General features: G+C 53.3%; 16 protein-coding genes and 1 tRNA gene. 7 read left to right on the forward strand and 10 right to left on the reverse strand.

All coding sequences use genetic code 11. The annotated features are described in order from the left end of the window. Nucleotides 1-32 precede the first annotated feature (32 nt). Genes AC3B6F_RS05975 through rfaD form a run of 4 tightly spaced genes read right to left on the reverse strand, consistent with a single transcriptional unit; the run spans nucleotide 33 to nucleotide 4,053 of the window. Nucleotides 33-1,433 carry an amidohydrolase family protein gene (locus tag AC3B6F_RS05975; protein ID WP_489823687.1) on the reverse strand — a complete coding sequence of 467 codons (1,401 nt, stop codon included), beginning with the start codon at nucleotides 1,431-1,433 and terminating at the stop codon, nucleotides 33-35. Nucleotides 1,434-1,488: 55 nt separating this feature from the next. Beyond that, nucleotides 1,489-2,262 carry a peptidoglycan editing factor PgeF gene (gene pgeF, locus AC3B6F_RS05980; RefSeq protein WP_489823688.1) on the reverse strand — a complete coding sequence of 258 codons (774 nt, stop codon included), beginning with the start codon at nucleotides 2,260-2,262 and terminating at the stop codon, nucleotides 1,489-1,491. Next, nucleotides 2,255-3,061 carry a prolipoprotein diacylglyceryl transferase gene (gene lgt / locus AC3B6F_RS05985; protein WP_010504537.1) on the reverse strand — a complete coding sequence of 269 codons (807 nt, stop codon included), beginning with the start codon at nucleotides 3,059-3,061 and terminating at the stop codon, nucleotides 2,255-2,257. The genes pgeF and lgt overlap by 8 nt, the downstream gene beginning before the upstream one ends. Before the next feature lie 11 nt (nucleotides 3,062-3,072). After that, the gene (rfaD, locus tag AC3B6F_RS05990) at nucleotides 3,073-4,053 is read right to left on the reverse strand and encodes an ADP-glyceromanno-heptose 6-epimerase (RefSeq protein WP_489823689.1); all 981 of its coding nucleotides are present in this window, start codon (nucleotides 4,051-4,053) and stop codon (nucleotides 3,073-3,075) included. Between the two features lie 82 nt (nucleotides 4,054-4,135). Here rfaD and AC3B6F_RS05995 point away from each other — a divergent pair, with 82 nt between their 5' ends. From AC3B6F_RS05995 to AC3B6F_RS06015, 5 genes are all read left to right on the forward strand, one after another. After that, complete coding sequence (locus AC3B6F_RS05995) at nucleotides 4,136-4,426, forward strand: accessory factor UbiK family protein (protein WP_010504534.1); 291 nt, start codon at nucleotides 4,136-4,138, stop codon at nucleotides 4,424-4,426. 201 nt (nucleotides 4,427-4,627) lie between these two features. Then, nucleotides 4,628-5,134 carry a type III secretion system chaperone family protein gene (locus AC3B6F_RS06000; protein ID WP_489823690.1) on the forward strand — a complete coding sequence of 169 codons (507 nt, stop codon included), beginning with the start codon at nucleotides 4,628-4,630 and terminating at the stop codon, nucleotides 5,132-5,134. 2 nt (nucleotides 5,135-5,136) lie between these two features. After that, nucleotides 5,137-5,958 (forward strand): pyrroline-5-carboxylate reductase, encoded by an 822-nt coding sequence (proC, locus tag AC3B6F_RS06005; RefSeq protein WP_489823691.1) that lies wholly within the window; start codon nucleotides 5,137-5,139, stop codon nucleotides 5,956-5,958. Nucleotides 5,959-6,038: 80 nt separating this feature from the next. Next, entirely contained in the window at nucleotides 6,039-6,728 is a 690-nt protein-coding gene (locus AC3B6F_RS06010) for a hypothetical protein (RefSeq protein ID WP_061929087.1), read from the forward strand. Nucleotides 6,729-6,797: 69 nt separating this feature from the next. Further along, nucleotides 6,798-6,872 (forward strand) — tRNA-Gln (locus AC3B6F_RS06015). Between the two features lie 86 nt (nucleotides 6,873-6,958). Here the strand turns inward: AC3B6F_RS06015 and AC3B6F_RS06020 are convergent. The 3 genes from AC3B6F_RS06020 to AC3B6F_RS06030 all read right to left on the reverse strand — a co-directional run bounded on the left by AC3B6F_RS06020 (nucleotide 6,959) and on the right by AC3B6F_RS06030 (nucleotide 9,162). Next, nucleotides 6,959-7,525, reverse strand: coding sequence for a recombinase family protein (locus AC3B6F_RS06020; protein ID WP_489823692.1), 567 nt, complete (start codon nucleotides 7,523-7,525; stop codon nucleotides 6,959-6,961). 186 nt (nucleotides 7,526-7,711) lie between these two features. Continuing rightward, nucleotides 7,712-8,323: a 3'-5' exonuclease gene (locus tag AC3B6F_RS06025; protein ID WP_489823693.1), complete on the reverse strand. Its 612-nt coding sequence runs from the start codon at nucleotides 8,321-8,323 to the stop codon at nucleotides 7,712-7,714. A 569-nt stretch (nucleotides 8,324-8,892) separates the two neighbouring features. After that, on the reverse strand, nucleotides 8,893-9,162 hold the full coding sequence (locus AC3B6F_RS06030) for an HU family DNA-binding protein (protein WP_010504529.1): 270 nt from the start codon (nucleotides 9,160-9,162) through the stop codon (nucleotides 8,893-8,895). A gap of 167 nt (nucleotides 9,163-9,329) precedes the next feature. On the opposite strand from AC3B6F_RS06030, the gene AC3B6F_RS06035 reads away from it, so the two are divergent. After that, complete coding sequence (locus tag AC3B6F_RS06035) at nucleotides 9,330-10,229, forward strand: rhamnan synthesis F family protein (protein ID WP_489823694.1); 900 nt, start codon at nucleotides 9,330-9,332, stop codon at nucleotides 10,227-10,229. Here the strand turns inward: AC3B6F_RS06035 and AC3B6F_RS06040 are convergent, their stop codons facing one another. Beyond that, complete coding sequence (locus AC3B6F_RS06040) at nucleotides 10,230-13,010, reverse strand: glycosyltransferase (RefSeq protein ID WP_489823695.1); 2,781 nt, start codon at nucleotides 13,008-13,010, stop codon at nucleotides 10,230-10,232. A gap of 103 nt (nucleotides 13,011-13,113) precedes the next feature. Next, on the reverse strand, nucleotides 13,114-14,469 hold the full coding sequence (locus tag AC3B6F_RS06045; RefSeq protein WP_426067257.1) for a beta strand repeat-containing protein: 1,356 nt from the start codon (nucleotides 14,467-14,469) through the stop codon (nucleotides 13,114-13,116). Between the two features lie 1,289 nt (nucleotides 14,470-15,758). Between AC3B6F_RS06045 and AC3B6F_RS06050 the strand changes: the two genes are divergently transcribed. Next, entirely contained in the window at nucleotides 15,759-17,966 is a 2,208-nt protein-coding gene (locus AC3B6F_RS06050) for a glycosyltransferase (RefSeq protein WP_489823696.1), read from the forward strand. A 96-nt stretch (nucleotides 17,967-18,062) separates the two neighbouring features. Here AC3B6F_RS06050 and AC3B6F_RS06055 read toward each other — a convergent pair whose 3' ends face one another. Next, nucleotides 18,063-19,454 carry an NAD-dependent succinate-semialdehyde dehydrogenase gene (locus AC3B6F_RS06055; RefSeq protein WP_489823697.1) on the reverse strand — a complete coding sequence of 464 codons (1,392 nt, stop codon included), beginning with the start codon at nucleotides 19,452-19,454 and terminating at the stop codon, nucleotides 18,063-18,065. Between the last annotated feature and the right edge of the window lie 17 nt (nucleotides 19,455-19,471).

A 19,471-nucleotide genomic window follows, 5' to 3' on the forward strand; every position in this document is an offset into this window, starting at 1 on the left:
AGAAAAAGCCGGGGATCACACCCCGGCTTTTTTTAATGCTGAACAGAGGCCGCAACCCGGCGATCAGCTTCCTGCCGAACATGTGCAAAATCCTGCTTCAGCGGCTTGCCATGCTCCACCATCAACTCGCCTCCCACATAAACCTGCTCCAGATTTTCCTGAGCCGCAGCAAAAACCAGCGTGGCATATGGGTCAAATACGTACCCAAGATTAGTCGGATCAATCACGAGAAAATCCGCGAATTTCCCGACTTCTAGGCTCCCAAGCCGATCCCCCACTTCCAGAACATCCGCACTCCCTCGCGTATGCAGGCGCACCACATCATACGGGCTCATGATCGCGGCACTCTGATACTTGTCCCGGATGGCATAAAGCCCGGTCCGCATATTCTCGAAAGGATCAGCCAGATCCGCACTGGCTTCCCCGTCCTCTCCCATTCCAACCCGCAAACCTGCCTTCAGATAAGCCGGAATATCCGCCGTTCCTGACGCCAGACGACCATTCGACAGCGGATTCCAGACCATGGACGCCCCAGCCTTTACAGATCGAGCAAGGATCGCAGGCGTCGTATGAATGAAATGCCCGAAGATCAGATGCGGCCCAAGGATGCCTTCATCCTCAAACCAGTGAAACCGGGCCTGCTGGGCTGAAACGTTCTCAGGCGGCTCCAGATAATGGCTCTGGTTGGACAGATGATACTCCCGCATCAATGTGCCTTCGATCTTCGCCACCTCTCCAGTGTCGTGAAATCCGGTCCCACCATTGATCATCACGGACAGAAACGTAGACCCCACGTGCTGCCCGGCGGACCACGCCAGAAAATCCCCCACATGCTGCCAGGCCTTTCCCAGCGATACATCGCCCTTACTCGGCAATGGCTCCAGACCATGCACGAACCGAATTCCAGAAGCCGCCTCTGCCTGGAACTGCAGCCGGTCAGTCGCCTCGACCACAGCGGAATTCGCCCCACCGTAATTGAAATTGTAAGCCGCCGTCACACCATGCGCGAGATGATCGAGCGCCCCATCCAGCGTGAACCAGTAAATATCTTCAGGTCGCGCAACGCTCGCCTTTCCGGAATACAGAGCCTCAATCCAGCCCATCAGCGTCTGGTCCGCAGCAAGCCCCCGATAGGCAGCCTGCCAGAGATGGCTATGTGCGGAAATAAAGCCCGGCATCACCCAGTGCCCATGCAGATCCACATCCTGATCGGCTTTCAGCCCTTTTGGCGGAAGACCCGCCCCGATGTGATCGATCACGCCATCCGAACGGACAGAGAAATACCCTTTGAAAGGCGCTTTCTGCCCATCGACCATCGAAAAAATCAAGGCATTACGCACAAGAAGATGCGACGGCGTAGCATAAGCCACACCGCTCGCACATACCGCCATCACGGCAGAACACAGAATCTGGACAGGACGAAGCATTTTCATCCCGAAACGATAACACTCACCGCTCCGGGAACAAGCTCACAATGCCTCAGACATATTATGATGAAAGACGGGGTCGAATGGCCGAAATCTGATGGCCAATATGGCCACCACCTGCCAGCGTCCGGCGACGATGACTGAAGAACCGCTGATCCGTCAATGTATCAACGCCAAGTACTTCAATCTTCTGAACTCCAGCAGCACGCAGACGCGCAGCACAATACCCCGGCAGATCAAACATGAAATGCCCAGCACGCTCTGCCAGACGAAAGAATACCTCAGCCTTCTGATCCTGCGCCAGAACTGCGTCCCGCATATCCGGACCCACTTCGTAGCTTTCCGGCCCGATACACGGCCCGACAGCCGCCCGAATTTCGGAAGCCCCAAGAGCTTCCATCTGCGCCACAACGGATTCCAAAATCCCGCCCGCAGCCCCACGCCACCCCGCATGAGCAGCCCCAACAACACGACCATCGCCCGAAGCCAGCAGAACAGGCCCACAATCCGCCGTAATGATGCTGACACCCACATCAGGTCGATCCGTCACCAACGCATCGCCATTCTGCCCCGCGCCCATGGCCCAAAGCAGCGTTTCGACAGTCACAGGAACCGTAATGTCACTATGGGTCTGCTTCAAACCCAGAAGCAAGTCAGGCTCAACCTGAATTTTCCGAGCTACACGCGCCCGGTTCTCCCGCACATTCTCCAGATCATCAGGGGACGACAGAGAACAGTTCAAACTATCATAAGGCTTGGGAGAAACACCGCCCAGGCGGGTGAAAAACCCATGCGGCACACTGAGCAAATCACTCCCCAGCACCGCGTCAGACATGCGCCGTCTCCCGCCATGGGCGACGCAGCGCATAAGTCATCAGTCCAATTCCAGCGAGCGCCATAGGAATGCACAGGATCTGCCCCATCGTCACGCCACCCGCCAGAAAGCCGATATTCGCATCCGGCTCCCGGAAAAATTCACAGAAACTCCGCGCACAGGCATATCCGAACAGGAACAACCCGGACAGAAACCCGAAATGCCCCCGCAGCTTGGGGCGAGATGCCGCAAACAGCATCACACACAGCAGCAGAACGCCTTCCGTCAGCGCCTCATAAAGCTCGGACGGATGCCGAGCGACCGGCCCACCCGTCGGAAAAACCATCGCCCACGGCAGATCCGGAGACGCCGGGCGCCCCCACAATTCCCCGTTCACGAAGTTCGCACATCGACCCAGCGCCAGCCCGATCGGAACAACCGGCACAATACGGTCAGCAAAAGCCAGAAAGCTCAGACGGTTCTTCCAGGAGAAGAACGCTAGAGCCAGAATGACGCCCAGCGCGCCGCCATGAAACGACATCCCGCCATCCCATGTCTTAATGATGTCCACCGGGTGCGCGAGATAATCCAGAGGCCGGTAGAACAGCACGTACCCAAGACGACCACCCAGAAGAACACCCAGAATGGCGTAAAACAGGAAATCATCGACCTGCTCACTCGTCGCCACTTCGGGGGAAAGACGATTCAACCGTCGCGCAATAGGCAGGGCAATGATGAACGACACCATGTAAGCCAGCGCATACCACCGCACAGGCAAAGGCCCGACATGGAAGGCAACAGGGTCAAACCCCGGAAACATCAATGGCTGGCTCAAAGGTTCGGCTCCGATCGGGAAAGGTAATCACGGACATACTGCCGGATACCGTCTTCAAGAGTTGTAAACGGCAGATCATAGCCCGCAGCCCGCAGTCGGCTCATATCCGCACAGGTATAGGACTGATACTGCCCCCGCAGCTTCTCAGGCATCTCGACAAACTCGACATCCCGCGCCCGATGCGCTGCATCACAGACCGCATAAGCAAGATCCAGATAGCTCCGCGCCACGCCGGTTCCGCAGTTGAACAACCCACTGACATCGGGATGGTCGAACAGCCAGAGCATAACGTTCATCACATCCCCAACCCAGATAAAATCGCGCTTCTGCTGACCATCCGGCAAGCCAGGAATATCGGACTTGAACAGCTTGGCAGCCGATCCACGCTGAAGGTCATCATACTTGACCTTCACAACGGAGATCATGGACCCCTTGTGATACTCGTTCGGCCCGTAAACATTGAAAAACTTGAGCCCAGCCCACTGCTTCGGAGCCGGATGACCCGCCGCCAGCTCCCGCTTCACCCACAGATCAAACGCCTGCTTGGACCAGCCATAAAGGTTTAGCGGCTTCAGAGGGTCAATCGCCTCCAGACCATCCCGGAACATCTCAGGGCTGTCCGCCGCGCCATATGTGGCCGCAGAAGAGGCATAAATCATCCGGACGTCATTCTGCGCGCACCAACGCCAGAGAAACTGCGACAGCGCCACATTGGTCGACCACACCAGATCCCCATCCCGCGCCGTCGTGGCGCTGACGGCTCCCATATGGAACACCGCCTCAATCTTTGGCGCTTTCTCAAGGAAACTCGGAAGCACCTCAGGCGTGATGATCTGATCGGGCGCATGCGAGGCAAGGTTCCGCCACTTCACCCCCTCATGCAGCCGGTCCACGATAACCGTCCGCAGCCCGCGCTGACGCAGGGCGGCATGAAGGCACGATCCAATGAATCCGGCTCCGCCGGTGACGATAATCATCCTTCCTGTATAGTCTGCCCCCGAAAACGATCCAAGCGACGCGCCACACACGACACGCCGCCTCTCTGCAGGAGTTTCTCCCATGTCTGACAGACCCCGCTTCTTCGACGACCTCGCAGGCCTCGCCGGCAATGCGTTTTCCGCTGTTACCGGTGCCCGCGAAGAACTGCACTCCATCATCCGCACCCGCGTCGATGAAATTCTGACGTCCCTAGAACTGGTCCGCCGGGACGAGTTCGACGCCGTGCAGGAAATGGCCACCCGCGCCCGCATGGCACAGGACGAAGCAGAAGCCCGTCTCGCCGCCATCGAATCGCGCCTGACCGCCCTTGAAGAACTGGCAACGGAAGAAAAAGGCGGTCCGCAGGGCTGATCCAGCCCATTCGACTGCGCCAGCACTGCAACACATCTTCGTACGAACTCACTGAAGATGCTCGTAATACTTGCGCAGTCTCAAAAGGACCCATAACGTGATGAATGCTGGAGGCAGGCACCCTGCCCCCAGACGCAGACATCTGGAGCGCCGCACCGGCGCACGGCCGGTGCCAGGCTCCACGGCCTTGGGAGATCCGACATGCCTGCCCTGAGCACCTCACTCACCACAGAAACCGAATCCCACCCGCTCGACATCATGGAACAGGTCATGAGCCTGTATGAATGGGAATTCGAGCGCCTCGGCCAGTCCGAAATGGCAGCCCAGGCCCCGGGCCAGTGGTGTGATTATTCCCTCTACTTCACATGGTCGGACGAACTCTCCGCGCTGCACCTGAACTGCACGCTGGACCTCCGCTCTCCAGCCGCACGCCGGGCCGATGTCCACGAACTGGTTTCGCTGGCGAACAACCGCCTGTGGGTCGGCCATTTCACGATCGACACCGAAACCGGAACCCCAGCCTTCCGCCATACGCTCCTCATGCGCGGCGTCGCCACACTTCCCGGCGAAAGCATGGAAGACCTGATCGACATCGCCATGTCCGAATGTGAAAGATTCTATCCCGCCTTCCAGTTCGCTCTCTGGGGGGGAAAATCCCCTCAGGATGCACTGGATGCCGCAATGCTAGACTGTGTTGGAGACGCCTGACCTTGCCTTCCACCCCCTCAATCCTTTTGGCTGGATGTGGCAAACTCGGAGGCGCGCTACTCGACGGGTGGCTCGCCTCCCCCACACCTCCAAAAATCGTCGTCCTTGACCGTCACCGAACGGGCTCGGATGATAATCTGACAATCGCCAGCAGCCCCGCTGAAATCCCGGAATCCTTCACACCCGACATCATTGTTCTCGCCGTCAAACCAACAGGCGCAGACAAAACCATTGAAGACATCGGCAAAGCCCTCGGAAGCCGGTTCAAGAAATCAGCCCTCCTCTCCGTCATGGCCGGCCGCACCTGCGAAGCGCTCGCTTCAGCAGCAGCCCAAGCCGGAGCGGAAATCCCCGTCCTCCGCGCCATGCCCAACACCCCTTCGGCTATCGGTGCTGGCATCAGCGGCTTCTACGCCCCACCCAACGCCACAACCGAACAGGCCACACTCTGCCATGAGCTCCTCTTCGCCGTAGGCGACGTCGTCCGCGTGGAAAAAGAAGAAGACCTCCTCGCCGTAACAGCCGTCTCCGGATCAGGCCCCGCCTACGTGTTCCTCCTCGCGGAACTGCTGGAAAAAGCCGGGGAAGACCACGGCCTCTCCAAGGAAACAGCCCGCCGTCTGGCACGCGGAACCATCTACGGCGCAGGCCGCATGCTCGATGATCTACCCGATGACGCAGAAGACCTCCGAAAGGCCGTCACCAGCCCCAACGGAACCACCGCCGCAGCCCTGAGCGTCCTCATGGCACCCGACGCCTGGCCCGCAAATATTGCAAAAGCCATTGACGCCGCGACAAAACGAGCCGACGAACTCGCCGGGTAACCGTTTCTTTCTGGTGGGAACTTGCCGCCCCAGGCAAACGCTCCCACCATAAGAAACATGTTTTTGACAGGAGACCGGCAATGGAAGAACGGCAGGACCCATTTGACACCGATGAGCTGACACCAGACAGCACACCGGAACTGGACAGGGAAGCCTTCGACATCGCCCTCCTGCAATCTGCGTTAAGCCTGGCAGGAACAGACGGCTGGCACCGGTTCTCACTCGTGGATGCCGCACGTGACGCAGGCCTCCCGGTCGACGCCGTGCGCTCCCGCTACCCCGTCAAAGCCCTGCTCCTCCTCCGCCTCGGCCGACTGGCAGACGAAAGCGCACTCCGAGACGACGGTAACGGCGGCACCCTGCGCGAATACCTCTTCGACCTGATGATGCGTCGCTTCGATATTTTCGAAGAATACCGCGAAGGCGTCCGCGCTGTCCTGCACGCCCTCCCTTACGATCCCCCCCTCGCCGCTCTTCTGGCAGGCGCCACCATGGACTCCATGCGCTGGCTCGCAGACGCCGCAGGCATGGACTGCTCCGGACTGGGTGGCCTCTGGCGCGTCAACGCCCTGACCGCCGTCTGGGGCCACGCCCTGCGCGCCTGGGAAAAAGACGAGAGTCAGGATCTCGGCAGCACCATGGCGGCCCTCGACAGCGCTCTGAACCGCGCCGAACGGCTCGGCGTCCTCAAAGCCTCCGCACGCCGTAAAATGGACGACGCCATGCGCAACACAGGCCTGCCCGATCACGAACTCGAACTTGAATCCTGATATTGGGCTTTACGAAGCAGGCTGGTTCGGATTAAAAGCCGTTCCAGCGCGTTTCTGAAACGCGTCTGCTGGGGCGTAGCCAAGCGGTAAGGCAGCGGATTTTGATTCCGCCATGCGGAGGTTCGAATCCTCCCGCCCCAGCCAAGTACCTATAAATCAATGAAATCAAACACTTATGCACCCAGAGAAAAGCAACTTTGGGGACAACGGTGGAGATAGTTTAAGCCATTTTAGGGATTCTGTGAGCCCCTGAAATCAGCCTTCTGCTGCGACTCTCTGAACAGTGCGCAAGCCAATCCCATATTCTTTTGCCAGTGCTGCTCCTGTCTCGTTTCCATAACGTCGCCTGATAGCGTCTCTGGCTTGGCGAGAAAATTTACGCAACCATTGGCCATGGCTCTCTTCCTGCCGGACTGGGTACGGTCGATAATCAGAGCACGCTCGAACTCTGCAAAGGAGGCGAGGAGGTTCATGGTAAGGCTTCCCATCATGTCATCTCTGATGGTCCCTACTCCTTCAATGGTAATGGCTACGCCCTGACCTCTCAGGTTCTGGATGACTGTCAGGATATCGAGGGTAGACCTTTCAAGTCGGTCGAGCTTCATCACGACCAGCTCATCCCCGGCCTGAATCTTTTTCAGGAGCTTCCCGAACTGAGGTCTGTCATCTGACCTGATGACACCTGAAATCTTTTCCTTAAAGATATTCGCTTTTGGAACTCCAAGAGCCACCAGGGCGTCTTCCTGTTCCTTCAAGTCCTGTCCTACTGTGGACACTCTGCAATAACCGTATTTCATATAATTCTCCTTATAATTTTAGCGGAGATTTATGGCGGTACTATATCTAAAAATATAAGTATTTCTTAGAATATAAACACGGTTATTCTACTATATTATTTATTTTATCATATATCGGAGTATGATATATTTTAAATATAAACGAGGATAAATTAGTAATATAGTATTTTTCATATCTTATTTAACCTAATTATAGATATTTTTGAGATTTTCAATTTCTCTAACCATTGAACTGATTTTGAGTTCAATTCGCTTTGCTGCAATTTTTCCGCACAACATGGCGTCAACATAAGCATCGTGCAAATCACCTTCGGGCTTAATATTAAACTGCTCTGATAGCTTGCTTAGCTTTATGTAATTTGGTGCCCTTTTGTTCATATCTCTTGGACGTGCCATCTCATCAGTCATTGTACAGGCTCCCCATTTAATTTTTACTCCTTTGTAACCGACTCTCTCGAGTTCTCTTTCGATGAAAACAGAGTCAAATCTAAGATTGTGTCCAACAACGTAATTGTTAGTGACACTATTAAGAATTATTGGAGCAATCTGGCCAAATCTAGGGGCATCTTTTACCATATTGTTGGTAATTTTATTTACCTTTGTTGCTGACTCTGGGATGGAAATGCCTGGATTTATATAAGAAACAAACTTCTTTTTCGGTAATAAATCTTCAAAAATAATTATTGAAATTTGAATAATATTACACTCAGCGGCCTTTAGTCCCGTCGTTTCAACGTCAATGGCTATAAATCTTTTTTTCATTGTAGCAATTTGTGAATGCTCAAGATAATTTTCCATATAAGAAATACGATTTTTTATATCTAACAATCGCGTCTTCGAATTTCTATTGGTCTTTATATTCTCAAATACAATCCATATAAATAAAGATAATATTATTATAATTAAAATATACATAAAATAATTACTACATAGTTTATATAAAATAATATTTATTATATGTCGTCGTGTAATTTTTTCAATCTTGTTTATCCAATCAATTCTCGAACATGAACCCATTGTTAAATCGTATCTAACGCAGAAAACATCTCGGATACGAGACCTGATTTGTTGAAAACAAAAATTAGAAATATATAATTTTAAAATATTATTTTATTCGAAATAACAGCGCCATCTATTATTATCGTTATCGGGCTGGTGCTATCATATGAGGAGAGAAATTGCCTTTTGCATAGTTCGCCCCTTTGGGAAAACCTTCAGCTTTTGTCCATTTTAAAATTCTACCGTCCCAAAGACACCAAATTTAGGGACATCTACGCATTATCCCCTTACCCCATCAAAATCTAACACAGAGAAATGAGTACTGACCCTCAAAGCCAGTACTCACCTCTCCAAAAAACACCACTTCCCTACAAATTCTGCTTCAATCCCGGACTGGCCTTGAACCGAACCGTTCTCCCCGACGGGACTGAAACCGGCTCACCAGTCCGAGGGTTCGTCGCCTGTCGAGCCTTCGTCTCACACACAGTGAAAGTGCCAAAAGACGGAATGGTGAAGCCACCTTCGCGCTTCAACTCGTCAATAATCGCTTCTACAAGATCATTCGCAGCCCGTTGCGCCGCAACGCCTGTACAGTCAATGGAGTCCTGAAGAACTGCGGCGAGAAATGCTTTACTCATGGATGCATCATTCTCCTCTGCTTCGATTTTCTCTCAGGCTGCATCCCAAAACACCCAGAAACTTCTGCTGCCATCAATACAACATTCCTCAGTATTTCTTACAATGCTACCAAGGAACAATGATATAATCGCCGCAATTGCCCCAGCGTTCCATCCGTAGGACTTCCATGTCACATTCTGTCTGTCTTTTTGCCTACCACGATCCTGCAGGAACCCTGGCTCCCCACACTCGCCACCTTCTCAACCAGATTGCGGACTGTGGGTTCGAGATCCATGTTGCAGTTTCCAGCCTGTCACCGCAGGACCATCAAGGGCTGGAAAACTTGAAGCGCAGCTTCACATCTGGACCCAACCCCGTAAAAGCCACACTTTATCCACGAGAAAATGCCGGTCTTGATTTCGGCTCCTGGCAAGAGCTTCTCAAGCAACACTGCGACGAAGGCGCTGACGAAATCCTGTTCGCCAATGACAGCGTTTTCGGCCCGATGGCCCCCCTCTCGCCCATCTTAACCCGCATGCGTGCGGCACAGCACCCAATCTGGGGCATGGTCTGCTCAGAGGCCATCAACCGTCATCTCCAGTCATGGTTTCTGGTCATGACCCGACAGGCGTTCGAGCATCCTGCCATTCAGAGGGTCTTTCGCCAACCGTTTTGCGAAATGAGCAAACCGGAAATCGTTCTTCACGGTGAGTTGGGTCTTGGCTTGGCCATGCAGGCTGCAGAAATGGATATGGCATCTTCATGGAGCGGCACACGCGGCATAGCACGCCTCCTCGCCATCAACCCCATGCACACGGATTGGCGGGCCGTCCTGCGTTCAGGAAAAGCTCCCTTCATCAAAACCGAATTATTGAGAGACAACCCCAGCGGAATACCGTCCGTGCATCTCTGGCGTCAGGAAATCCCTGATCCCGCCTTTTTCAACCCAGACTGGATCGCCCAATATCTGGCCAGTCATCCACCTCGCGCCCAGTACAAAAAAGCAGGTTTCCGCGCGCGACTGGTACAGGCGATTGCAAGCGAGGACCGGCTACACGCATTGCCGGCCCTGCTCCTCGGTCGATAATCAGGTCTTTCGCTTGGCCACCCCTTCAAGGAAGCCAAGCAGTTCTTCCGTCTGCGCTTCATATGTCGCCAGACGATCTTTGAACGGATTTACATACCCATCAAACTTACCCGGTTGATCCAGAATAGCCTCAACCGCAGCGGCAAGCGTTTCTGCACGACCATCAATCGGCAGGTATGTGCCATTTACACCATCTACGACATCTTCTGACTGCCCACCCGGTGCAGTGGTTACAACCCAGACATCCCGAGACAGGGCCTCACGCACCGTCAGGCCATAGCTCTCTTTCCACTGTGACGGGAACAGCAGCACATCAATCTGGTCATAGAAGTCATCAAGGCCACTTTGAGTGAATGCCGGTATGATTTCCAAATGCCCCTTGACCGACCAGTCCCGCGGATGGATCGACCTGAAACCAAGATTAAGCTTGTTATCAACCAGAACAAGCTCCCAGTCCGAACGCTCCAAAGACTCCATACATTTCTTGAGTTGCGGATAGCCCTTCACAGCCTCCGTTCCCCCTACGAACCCGAACCGAACAGGCGAACCCGGAAGGCGCGGCGTCCGAGGACGTTCCGGCCACCGGAAACCATTCCGGTTCACCACAATACGCTCCGGATCAACACCATTCGCCAGATAAAGCTGACGATGAGCCTCTGACGGACTAATCAGCAAAGCCGCCTCTGACAAAGCCTGGTGCATCAGGAACCACCGATCCGTCAGATGACGGGCATGTGGCACGCACATTTGGCAAACCTGTTGGTCTATGGTCGTCTGAAAACAGTAACGGCCATCCCCACGAACCATGAACTGCCGATCACACAGCCACCAGGCGTCATGAAGCGTCAGCACATAAGGAACGCCGCGCTCCTGACACACCCGCAACATGGCCGTACCCAACCCCTGCGCAGCATGAACATGAACAACATCCGGCTGGTAGGCATCAAGCCAGTCTGCAAACTGCTCTGCCATATGCGGGTTATCCATCGAGCCGATAACATCGTTCCCGTCTGGAATCATTGCGGCAAGAACATCAGACCCATTAGCGACATAGCGGATATTTCCTGACAGCCGCCCGTCAAGATGGGGCCGGGACGTCAATATCCCAACCTCTACACCACTCTTGCGCAAGCGCAGCGCTAGTTCCTCAACAACGATTGTCGCACCACCAAAAGACCGTGGCGCGTAATAAACATTCGTCATAAGGACGCGCAACGACTTGCGCTCAGGCAGCACCGGCAAACCAAACAGGGCTTTACCCTGTGTCACAGCCATGGATTCAGGCGCATAGCGCGCCATGACATCCTCCCAGGCCCGAGCCGCCAACCGATCACGAAGCGCTTTATCCCGCGCAAGCTTTAGGAAGCCACTCTTCCACTCGTCAGAGGTAACCGCCAGAAGCCCGTTTTCCTCATGACGCATGACTGCAAGAAACGCATCACGAGGTGAGCAAAGAGCAGCAACCCGCACCACAGCTGCTTCAAGAAACTTGATGTTACTTTTACAGTCATTGAAAAGCGTAGGCTCTAACGGAGCAATCGCAATATCCGTCTGCGCCAGAGCCGCAAGATAATCGCGATAGGACAGTTCCGTGAGGCGCTCAATCCGATCCCCAAACCGGTCAAAGTCTTTCGAAAGTTTGAGTTGCCCGATAACACGCAGACACAAACGCGGCTCTTCGTCCAGAGCAGCAATCAGCCCCGCTTCAGCCTGCCGGAAATCCTCATCATGCGTGTTGGTACCCGACCCGTAAGACACCCACACACGATCATCAACAGCGTCTCCACGAGGCGGTAAAGACGCTGCAATCTCCAGTGTCTCGCGATCAAGAGCGTTTTCAACAATATCAACATGCTTCAACCCGGCATCTCGCATCGCCTGGGCCAGAGCCCGCGTAGATGCAATGCCTTGCCCACACGCCAGCATACAACGCTTGAACAAAACCACACCGGACATGAGCAGATCCTGCTCAGACTTGGGAAGACTACTGATATTACCGTTCTGCAAATATTCTTCTGCATCAAAAATCAGATCATCGACTTCCCAACGCGGCTGAAGACGCAGACGATGCGCTTCCTTCACAAGCTTCATGACATCATCAAAGCCCGGGACCCGGTAGAAAATAACCTGCGTACAAATCTGTAGAGCAGACATGGCAACGTTGATGTCGCGCCAGTCAACAACTTCCACTGTCCATCCAAGACGCTCAAGAAGATCGCGCTTTTGCCAGACACGATATTTTGCACACTGACGAAGAGATACTTCTGCAATGATAAGAATACGAGGAGCCAAAATTGCTGCCGTCTTATCAAGGGTATCACTATAAACAGACAGCGGCGAAACCGGCTTTCCAGTCCCACTTGAAAGAGAGGGCTGCCCCGGCACCGAAGACGGCTTCTGTCCCTGAGAAGAAACCTTCACTTTCTGCTTCAGCCGTATCCGGGCAGGAAATCGTTTCTCAACCGCCTTACCAATCGCCTTGACGCCACCTTCCTCCCAGAGAGCGGAAAGTCTCTCCGGCAACTCCTTGAGAGGACGTCCAGAGGGAAGTCTTCCCAGACTGAGCGAACGTACAGCCCTAAGCGGCTTAGTGACACGCCAGGACAAAGAACGATGAATCAAAGAAATCTGATGCCGCAGATGGGCGCTCTCGCCCTGCAAACCATCGGCACGCATCCCGTTTAACCGAGAAGAGCTACGATAGCTTTCCAAAAGAACTTTCTGTGAGTCCTCTTCGACTTCAGCAGGAAGAAGCGTTACATCTTGAGTCGGCAGGTTCATCAGACAAAAAGCTCAGGTCTAGAAACGATTAAATACAAATAAAAAAGCTGGGCTCTTTCGAACCCAGCTCTCTTTATAGATGTTAGCAAGCTAACAAACCAGATCAGCTCAGAGTAAAGTCCGAAGCCTTCAGATCCGTGACACCAACGAAGGTGATCTTGGAACCGTCATTCAGAGCAATGGTGGTGTTACCACCAGCCACAGTCGCTGCGCTCAGAACGTTCTGCAGACCATCGTTATTCTGCAAGCCATACCGATACAGAGCCACGAGGTTACCAGCAGCGCTACCGAAGTCGGTAATCGTGTAGTCACCGCCAGCCAGGCCACCGTTCAGAGCGAACAGATTGGAACCGCCCGAACCACCCGTGAAGGTTGCATTGCCGGAGCCAGCAACAAGCGTGTCTGCGCCCGTGCCACCAATGATCGTCGTGTTGCCGCCGTTGGATGCAAACGCTTCCAGAACGCCGTGTGAAGACGCAGCAGAAATCGTTTCGTCACCACCGGTGCCTACGAACAGGCTGTAACCGGATGTGCCATCGAACTGAACATTCAGGCCAGATGCACCGAACAGGGTTGCATTGCCTGCCGTGATGGTCGTGTTACCCGTACCATTGAGGAAGGACAACGAACCATCAACGCTGATCGTGTTACCCGTACCCCGGATCTGCTGAAGGTCGCCTGCAGCAGAAATGGTGTCGTTAAGACCACCAGAAACAGTGGCACTGGCACCAGTCGTGAAGTACGTGCTGGAGCTACCGCCCGTGATGAAGCTGTTGTTACCAACGGTTACACTGTTGGAGCCTGTCGTGTCATAAACCGTTGCATTTGCATGCAGGTTAACAACCGAGCTGCCACCAAGCAGGGTAACGGTGTCGGTACCGTTGCTGCCATCAATCGTGTCCTGACCTTCAGAACGGACAACGTTCGTGCCACTACCCAGATAGATCAGGTTATTACCCGTTCCACCATCAATGGTATTGTTACCATTAGAGCCGAGAATCGTGTCGTTTCCAGAACCCGTAACGATGTTCCAGCTACCCGTCTTACCCGCTCCGAGGAAGAAGTTGTTTCCAACGCTACTGACGACCGAGCCGCTTTGATTGCCAGCAACAACAGAAACACCATCCCATGCGCCCGTGAGCAGGCTAACGGAAGATGCCGTGTTCTTGCTAAGATCGATCGCTACGGAGCCAGTCAGCGTATCCTGCGCGGCATAGCTGCCTGCAGCGATATACTGGACGTCGCCATTAATGCTGTAGCTGCCGCTCTGGGTAATGACACCCTGAGAAACACCCGCAGAGAATGAACTGTTGCTTCCTGGAACCAGATCGTAACTCGTCAGACCGCTCACACCTGAGATAGCAGACGAATACTGATTGGCCAGAGCCTGGGCCTGTGCACCATCGACCGTGACCGCAAGGATCTGGCCGGAGGCGCCAACCACGGTAGTGATTGCCATTACCATGCACTCCTAAACAAAGATTGCCTCGCACTGGCGGCCCTCAGACCACCCAAATGATCGAGTGACGAGTCTTGCATATATCAAAGCCGCCTCCCAAAAAGCAATCAGGATTCTGCCTTGGTCCCCGCACGACTCTACCCACGTTCATCGGGCAACACACAGACCCGCAAACAGTGCTTCTTTCCCACTCAGCCACCTAAGCTGCAGAATGAGCCGGGGCAGGAATGCCCCACATCACAAGATTGCATTTTACCAAAGGTTGCAATGATTATATAAAATTTACCGAGCTTCTGTGTTGCAAAAATTTTAATACTCCATAAAAAATAGAGTATTGTGAACTATTTTTCAATTTTTTGCTTCACATCTCTCTGTGAAATTGTTCCAGAATCCTTAAGCTGCATACCGTGATTGATCATTCATCCAGCATGTTTCCCGCTCATCAAGATCAGATTCTGGCCGAACTGGCACTCTTCCTCTCAGTAGAATCACCGAGGGCAGCCAATAACGCGTCTGCGTATAATGAACAGGCCATACGCTTTCTGTGTTGGCTGGTCACTTTAGAAAAAAATGCCCGCTCGAATCAGCCGTTCATATTTCTATCCACTGAATTAGACAGAAATATTGGCCTAAATCTCCAAGAATTTCAAAAAAATTTCATCCCAGAGCTAAGAAATATCTTCACGACCACACAAAAAACTGGAATTTCTCTTTTTTGTCATTACGCTCACGAGGCTGTTCCAGATCAAAATTCCGCAAGCACTCTGCTTGTAGGCCCAAAATTCAATACAGAAAAAGATTTCATATTTCTTTCAGACTGTTTGGATGTTCGAATTTCCTCTCAGAATACCACCCTGTCTTTTCTAAATGAGATATCTGAACCTGCGCACCAGTTCCGTCAAAAATTACGCCAGCTTCTCGCCCACGATCTGGAAGGACGTCGAGCCCGCGATAAACTCGTTACCGCAATCACTGCCCTTCACAGTGCAGAAGAAACCACACGTTCTCTTCGAATCGATACACGCGCCTCAACACAAAATATTTCTACCCAAGCCTCTATTATTCAGTCTATTTCTGAAAAATCTCACCTTCTCCAATCTGAAAACATTATTATTCATGCCAAATTAAATAATATTCAAAAGGAGCTTGATAATATCAAATATGAACTTCACATTTCCTCTCTCAGACGAGAAGAAATTGAACAATCTTACATAGACGCTCAACAGGTCTGTGCGGCATTCAGTACAAAACTCACACTAAGCCATCAGGCGCTGGAAGCTCTGAGAGAGTTGCTCTATCACCCCAAACCTGTCTGGCGCAGGCTACTGAGAGCTCTACGGACACCTTTCATCCCTTACGTACCCACACTCCCCGAACCGCCCATCCTACGAGATATTCTCACACACCCAACATTTTTCCCGTCTGAACCCACATCAGCCGATGCAGAAACATCTTCCGTAGATCTCGCTCTGCCCTCTAACGAAGACATTCCCTCTCCTTCAGCGACAACACGTGTCCTCTTTGTTGCAGGCGAAGCCAACACACCGGGCGTGATTTATCGCTGCTACCGAAACGCCGAAGCCGCACGCCACGCCGGTTTCGAAGCTCGCGTTCAGGATTGTGCAAACGTGAGCTACGATGATATCTGCTGGGCAGACGTCATGATATTCTGGCGGGTAGAATACAGTGGGCATGTCAGCACAATGCTTGATCTGGCCCAGCAGCAGAACGTCAAAACCATATTCGATGCCGACGACATCGTTTTCATTCCTCACTATGCGCGCATAGATCTGATTGACGGTATCCGGTCGATCGGAATCACCGAGGAAAGAATGGAAGATTTCTTTACGGATGTTCGCCGAACCTTGATGCGTTGCGATCAGGGGGCAGCCACAACCCGGAAACTCGCCCACGCAATGCATAAATTGCAGCCGGTGGTACACATCCTTCCCAATACCTATGACAAACATACTCTGCGCCGCTCCCGTCTGAAACATCGCCTTCAAGAGGGACTTCACCTTTCTGCGGCTGGCGACACCCTCATTCGCATCGGATACGCCACCGGCACCAGAACACATCAGCGTGATTTTGCCGTAGCCGCCCCTTCTATCGCACATGTTCTGTCACATCGCCCAAACGTCAGACTGGTTTTGTTTCGGGAGAAAGACAGTCAGTCCCCCATGCTCCTTCTGGAAGAGTTTCCAGAATTCCAGAACCTGAGCAGCCAGATCGAATGGCGGGAAACAGTTCCTCTCCCAGATATTCCCGATGAATTCGGACGGTTTGATATTTCTATTGCCCCCCTCGAAATCGGGAATGTCTTTTGCGAAGCAAAAAGTGAGATCAAGTTTCTGGAGGCCTCCCTCTCAGGAAGCGCCTCCGTCGTATCTCCAACAGGCCCATTCAAACAGCTGGTGCGTCACGGCATAACAGGCTTTCTTGCCGAAACACCTGCCGAATGGACTACCGCACTTCTTGCGCTGGTCGATAACCCAGAACTACGACAGCGCATGGCGCGCGATGCCTATCATGACGTGCTGTGGCCTTTCAGCCCGGAGGCACAGGCGCGCCGCATGAAACTTGCCATTTCCTCCCTGCAGGGAGACGAAGAGGCTGCCGAAGCGGGCGAACTGCTTCTTTCCCGCAAACATCTGCAACCGCGCGCTCTACCCGTTATCCCAGAGCACGAAACACTTTTCCATCACGACGTTTTTGGAGAAGCTGACGTCACCGTCGTCATCACATCCTACAACTACAACAACTACATTCTGGATGCCTTGGATTCTGTCTCCGCTCAGACACTTTCTCAACTTGATCTGATTGTGGTTGATGACGGCTCAACAGATGGCTCCGTAGACCTGATACGCCTCTGGATGGAGCGAAATGTAACACGCTTCAACAGACTGATCCTGAAGCGCTCTCTCCGCAATGCCGGACTGGGAGGAGCACGAAACATTGGAATGGATACCGCAGAGACAGATTGCGTCATGCAACTGGATGCAGACAATCTTCTGCGCCCTGATGCCTGCGAAACCCTTCACGCCGCCATGGCATTCGGAATCGCTTACGCTTATCCCATTATCCAGTGCTTCAACGAAAATGGGCCAATCCCGCTTAGCCCTCAGGACGTCTCGCCAGGCAAAGGCCCTTTTGCAGTCCTTGGCGACCTTCCTTTCAATCCACTTTCACTCGTCTCGGGAAACCGCGTGGATGCCATGGCAATGATTGCAAAATGGGCCTGGGCTGCCGCTGGCGGCTATTATGTTTCACGTGAAGCAATGGGATGGGAAGACTTTGATCTCTGGTGCACTTTAGCCGAACTTGGCCTGCCTGGCCGTCAGGTTCCAGTCATTCTGGCCGACTACCGCCAGCACACTCATTCCATGACAAATCTCTCTACGGAGCAGGCCGCTCATAAGGCGCGCGTCGTCAGCTACGTCAAATCGCGTCACCCATGGATTAATTTGACGGCAGAGGCCCCAGAACAACGCCTCTAAACACTTTCCCAATGACAATAAAAAACCCCGGACAGATAATCTGTCCGGGGTTTTTCTCTGGTTGAACGGCCAGAGTTTCCCCTGACCATCACAACCTCAGAATGGAGCGTCGATATCAACAACGTCGATCAGCTTGTGATTGACGAATTCCTTGATCCCCAGACCGATCAACTCACGGCCATAACCAGAACGGGCCACGCCACCAAACGGCAGATCAGCCTTCACCATCGTCGGATGGTTCACATAGACCATGCCGGTGTAGATCTTCTCAGCAACCTTCACGCCGCGAGCCGTATCCTTTGTGAAGACAGAGCCACCCAGACCGAACGGGGAGTCGTTGGCAACGCGGATCGCCTCAGCCTCATCCTTCACACGATAAAGCTGGGTGACCGGACCGAAGAACTCCCAGTGACGGGCTTCATTGTCACCATGCAGGTTCGTCATCAGAAGCGGCTGGAAGAATGCTCCCTTCTCCGGAACCGGTGCACCAATTACTTCAACAACAGCACCATGCTTCTTGGCTTCTTCAACCTGAGCTCTCAGATCGTCAGCAGCCTTCTGGGAAGACAGCGGAGCCAGCGTCGTGGACGGATCCATCGGATCGCCAGCCTTCAGCTTGGCAACCTCAGCCTTGTAGATCTCAAGAAACTGGTCGTAGATCGAATCCACAACAATCAGACGCTTGGACGACACGCAAACCTGACCGGCGTTCCAGTGACGACCAAAAGCGGCCCACTTGGCAGCCTTCTCAACGTCGGCATCTTCCAGAACCACGAAAGCATCAGCACCGCCGAGTTCCATTGTGGCCTTCTTCAGAGCCTTACCAGCCGTGCTGGCAACAATGGCGCCAGCTCCTTCAGAACCCGTCAGAGCAACACCACAAACACGCGGATCATTCAGGATGACTTCCGTGTGATGGCGAGCCGCATACAGGTTCTTGAACGCACCCTTTGGCAGGCCAGCTTCAACCATCAGGTCGTCGAAGATCGCCGCACACTGCGGAACGTTGGAAGCATGCTTCAGCAGAACCGTGTTACCGGCAGAAAGCTGCGGCGCGATGATGCGGGCGATCTGGTAATATGGGAAGTTCCAGGGCTCGATCGCAAAAACGATACCCTGCGGCTGATGGATCAGGATGGCTTCGCCCTCCTTCGGATCAGCAACCGGAAGCTTCTCCGGCTTCAGAAGCTCTTCAGCATTCTTGGCATAATATTCGAAGATTTCAGCGGAGAGGATCGTCTCCAGCTTGGCTTCTTCATAAAGCTTGCCCATTTCAAGGGTCAGAAGCTTGGCATATTTATCAATATCGCGGCGCAGGATCGCACCAGCAGCACTCATGACCTTGGCGCGGTCTGCAAAAGATACATCGCGCCAGCTTTTGAAAGCCTCATACGCGTCGGTGATTGCCTGCTGGACTTCCTGATCGGTCGCTTCCGGGAAAGTCTTGAGCGTTTCACCCGTATAAGGATTGGTCGTAGCGTAAGCCATGACGGACAAATCTCCGT

The sequence above is a fragment of the Gluconobacter sp. ESL1110 genome, assembly GCF_058107395.1.

What these genes read in the sequence shown, in the direction of transcription:
- AC3B6F_RS06055 (WP_489823697.1), bottom strand. Translation starts at nt 19,454, where the DNA reads ATGGCTTACGCTACGACCAATCCTTATACGGGTGAAACGCTCAAGACT.
- AC3B6F_RS06025 (WP_489823693.1), bottom strand. Translation starts at nt 8,323, where the DNA reads ATGGAAAATTATCTTGAGCATTCACAAATTGCTACAATGAAAAAAAGA.
- AC3B6F_RS06030 (WP_010504529.1), bottom strand. Translation starts at nt 9,162, where the DNA reads ATGAGTAAAGCATTTCTCGCCGCAGTTCTTCAGGACTCCATTGACTGT.
- AC3B6F_RS05975 (WP_489823687.1), bottom strand. Translation starts at nt 1,433, where the DNA reads ATGAAAATGCTTCGTCCTGTCCAGATTCTGTGTTCTGCCGTGATGGCG.
- AC3B6F_RS05995 (WP_010504534.1), top strand. Translation starts at nt 4,136, where the DNA reads ATGTCTGACAGACCCCGCTTCTTCGACGACCTCGCAGGCCTCGCCGGC.
- lgt (WP_010504537.1), bottom strand. Translation starts at nt 3,061, where the DNA reads ATGTTTCCGGGGTTTGACCCTGTTGCCTTCCATGTCGGGCCTTTGCCT.
- rfaD (WP_489823689.1), bottom strand. Translation starts at nt 4,053, where the DNA reads ATGATTATCGTCACCGGCGGAGCCGGATTCATTGGATCGTGCCTTCAT.
- AC3B6F_RS06000 (WP_489823690.1), top strand. Translation starts at nt 4,628, where the DNA reads ATGCCTGCCCTGAGCACCTCACTCACCACAGAAACCGAATCCCACCCG.
- pgeF (WP_489823688.1), bottom strand. Translation starts at nt 2,262, where the DNA reads ATGTCTGACGCGGTGCTGGGGAGTGATTTGCTCAGTGTGCCGCATGGG.
- AC3B6F_RS06035 (WP_489823694.1), top strand. Translation starts at nt 9,330, where the DNA reads ATGTCACATTCTGTCTGTCTTTTTGCCTACCACGATCCTGCAGGAACC.
- AC3B6F_RS06020 (WP_489823692.1), bottom strand. Translation starts at nt 7,525, where the DNA reads ATGAAATACGGTTATTGCAGAGTGTCCACAGTAGGACAGGACTTGAAG.
- AC3B6F_RS06040 (WP_489823695.1), bottom strand. Translation starts at nt 13,010, where the DNA reads ATGAACCTGCCGACTCAAGATGTAACGCTTCTTCCTGCTGAAGTCGAA.
- AC3B6F_RS06010 (WP_061929087.1), top strand. Translation starts at nt 6,039, where the DNA reads ATGGAAGAACGGCAGGACCCATTTGACACCGATGAGCTGACACCAGAC.
- AC3B6F_RS06045 (WP_426067257.1), bottom strand. Translation starts at nt 14,469, where the DNA reads ATGGCAATCACTACCGTGGTTGGCGCCTCCGGCCAGATCCTTGCGGTC.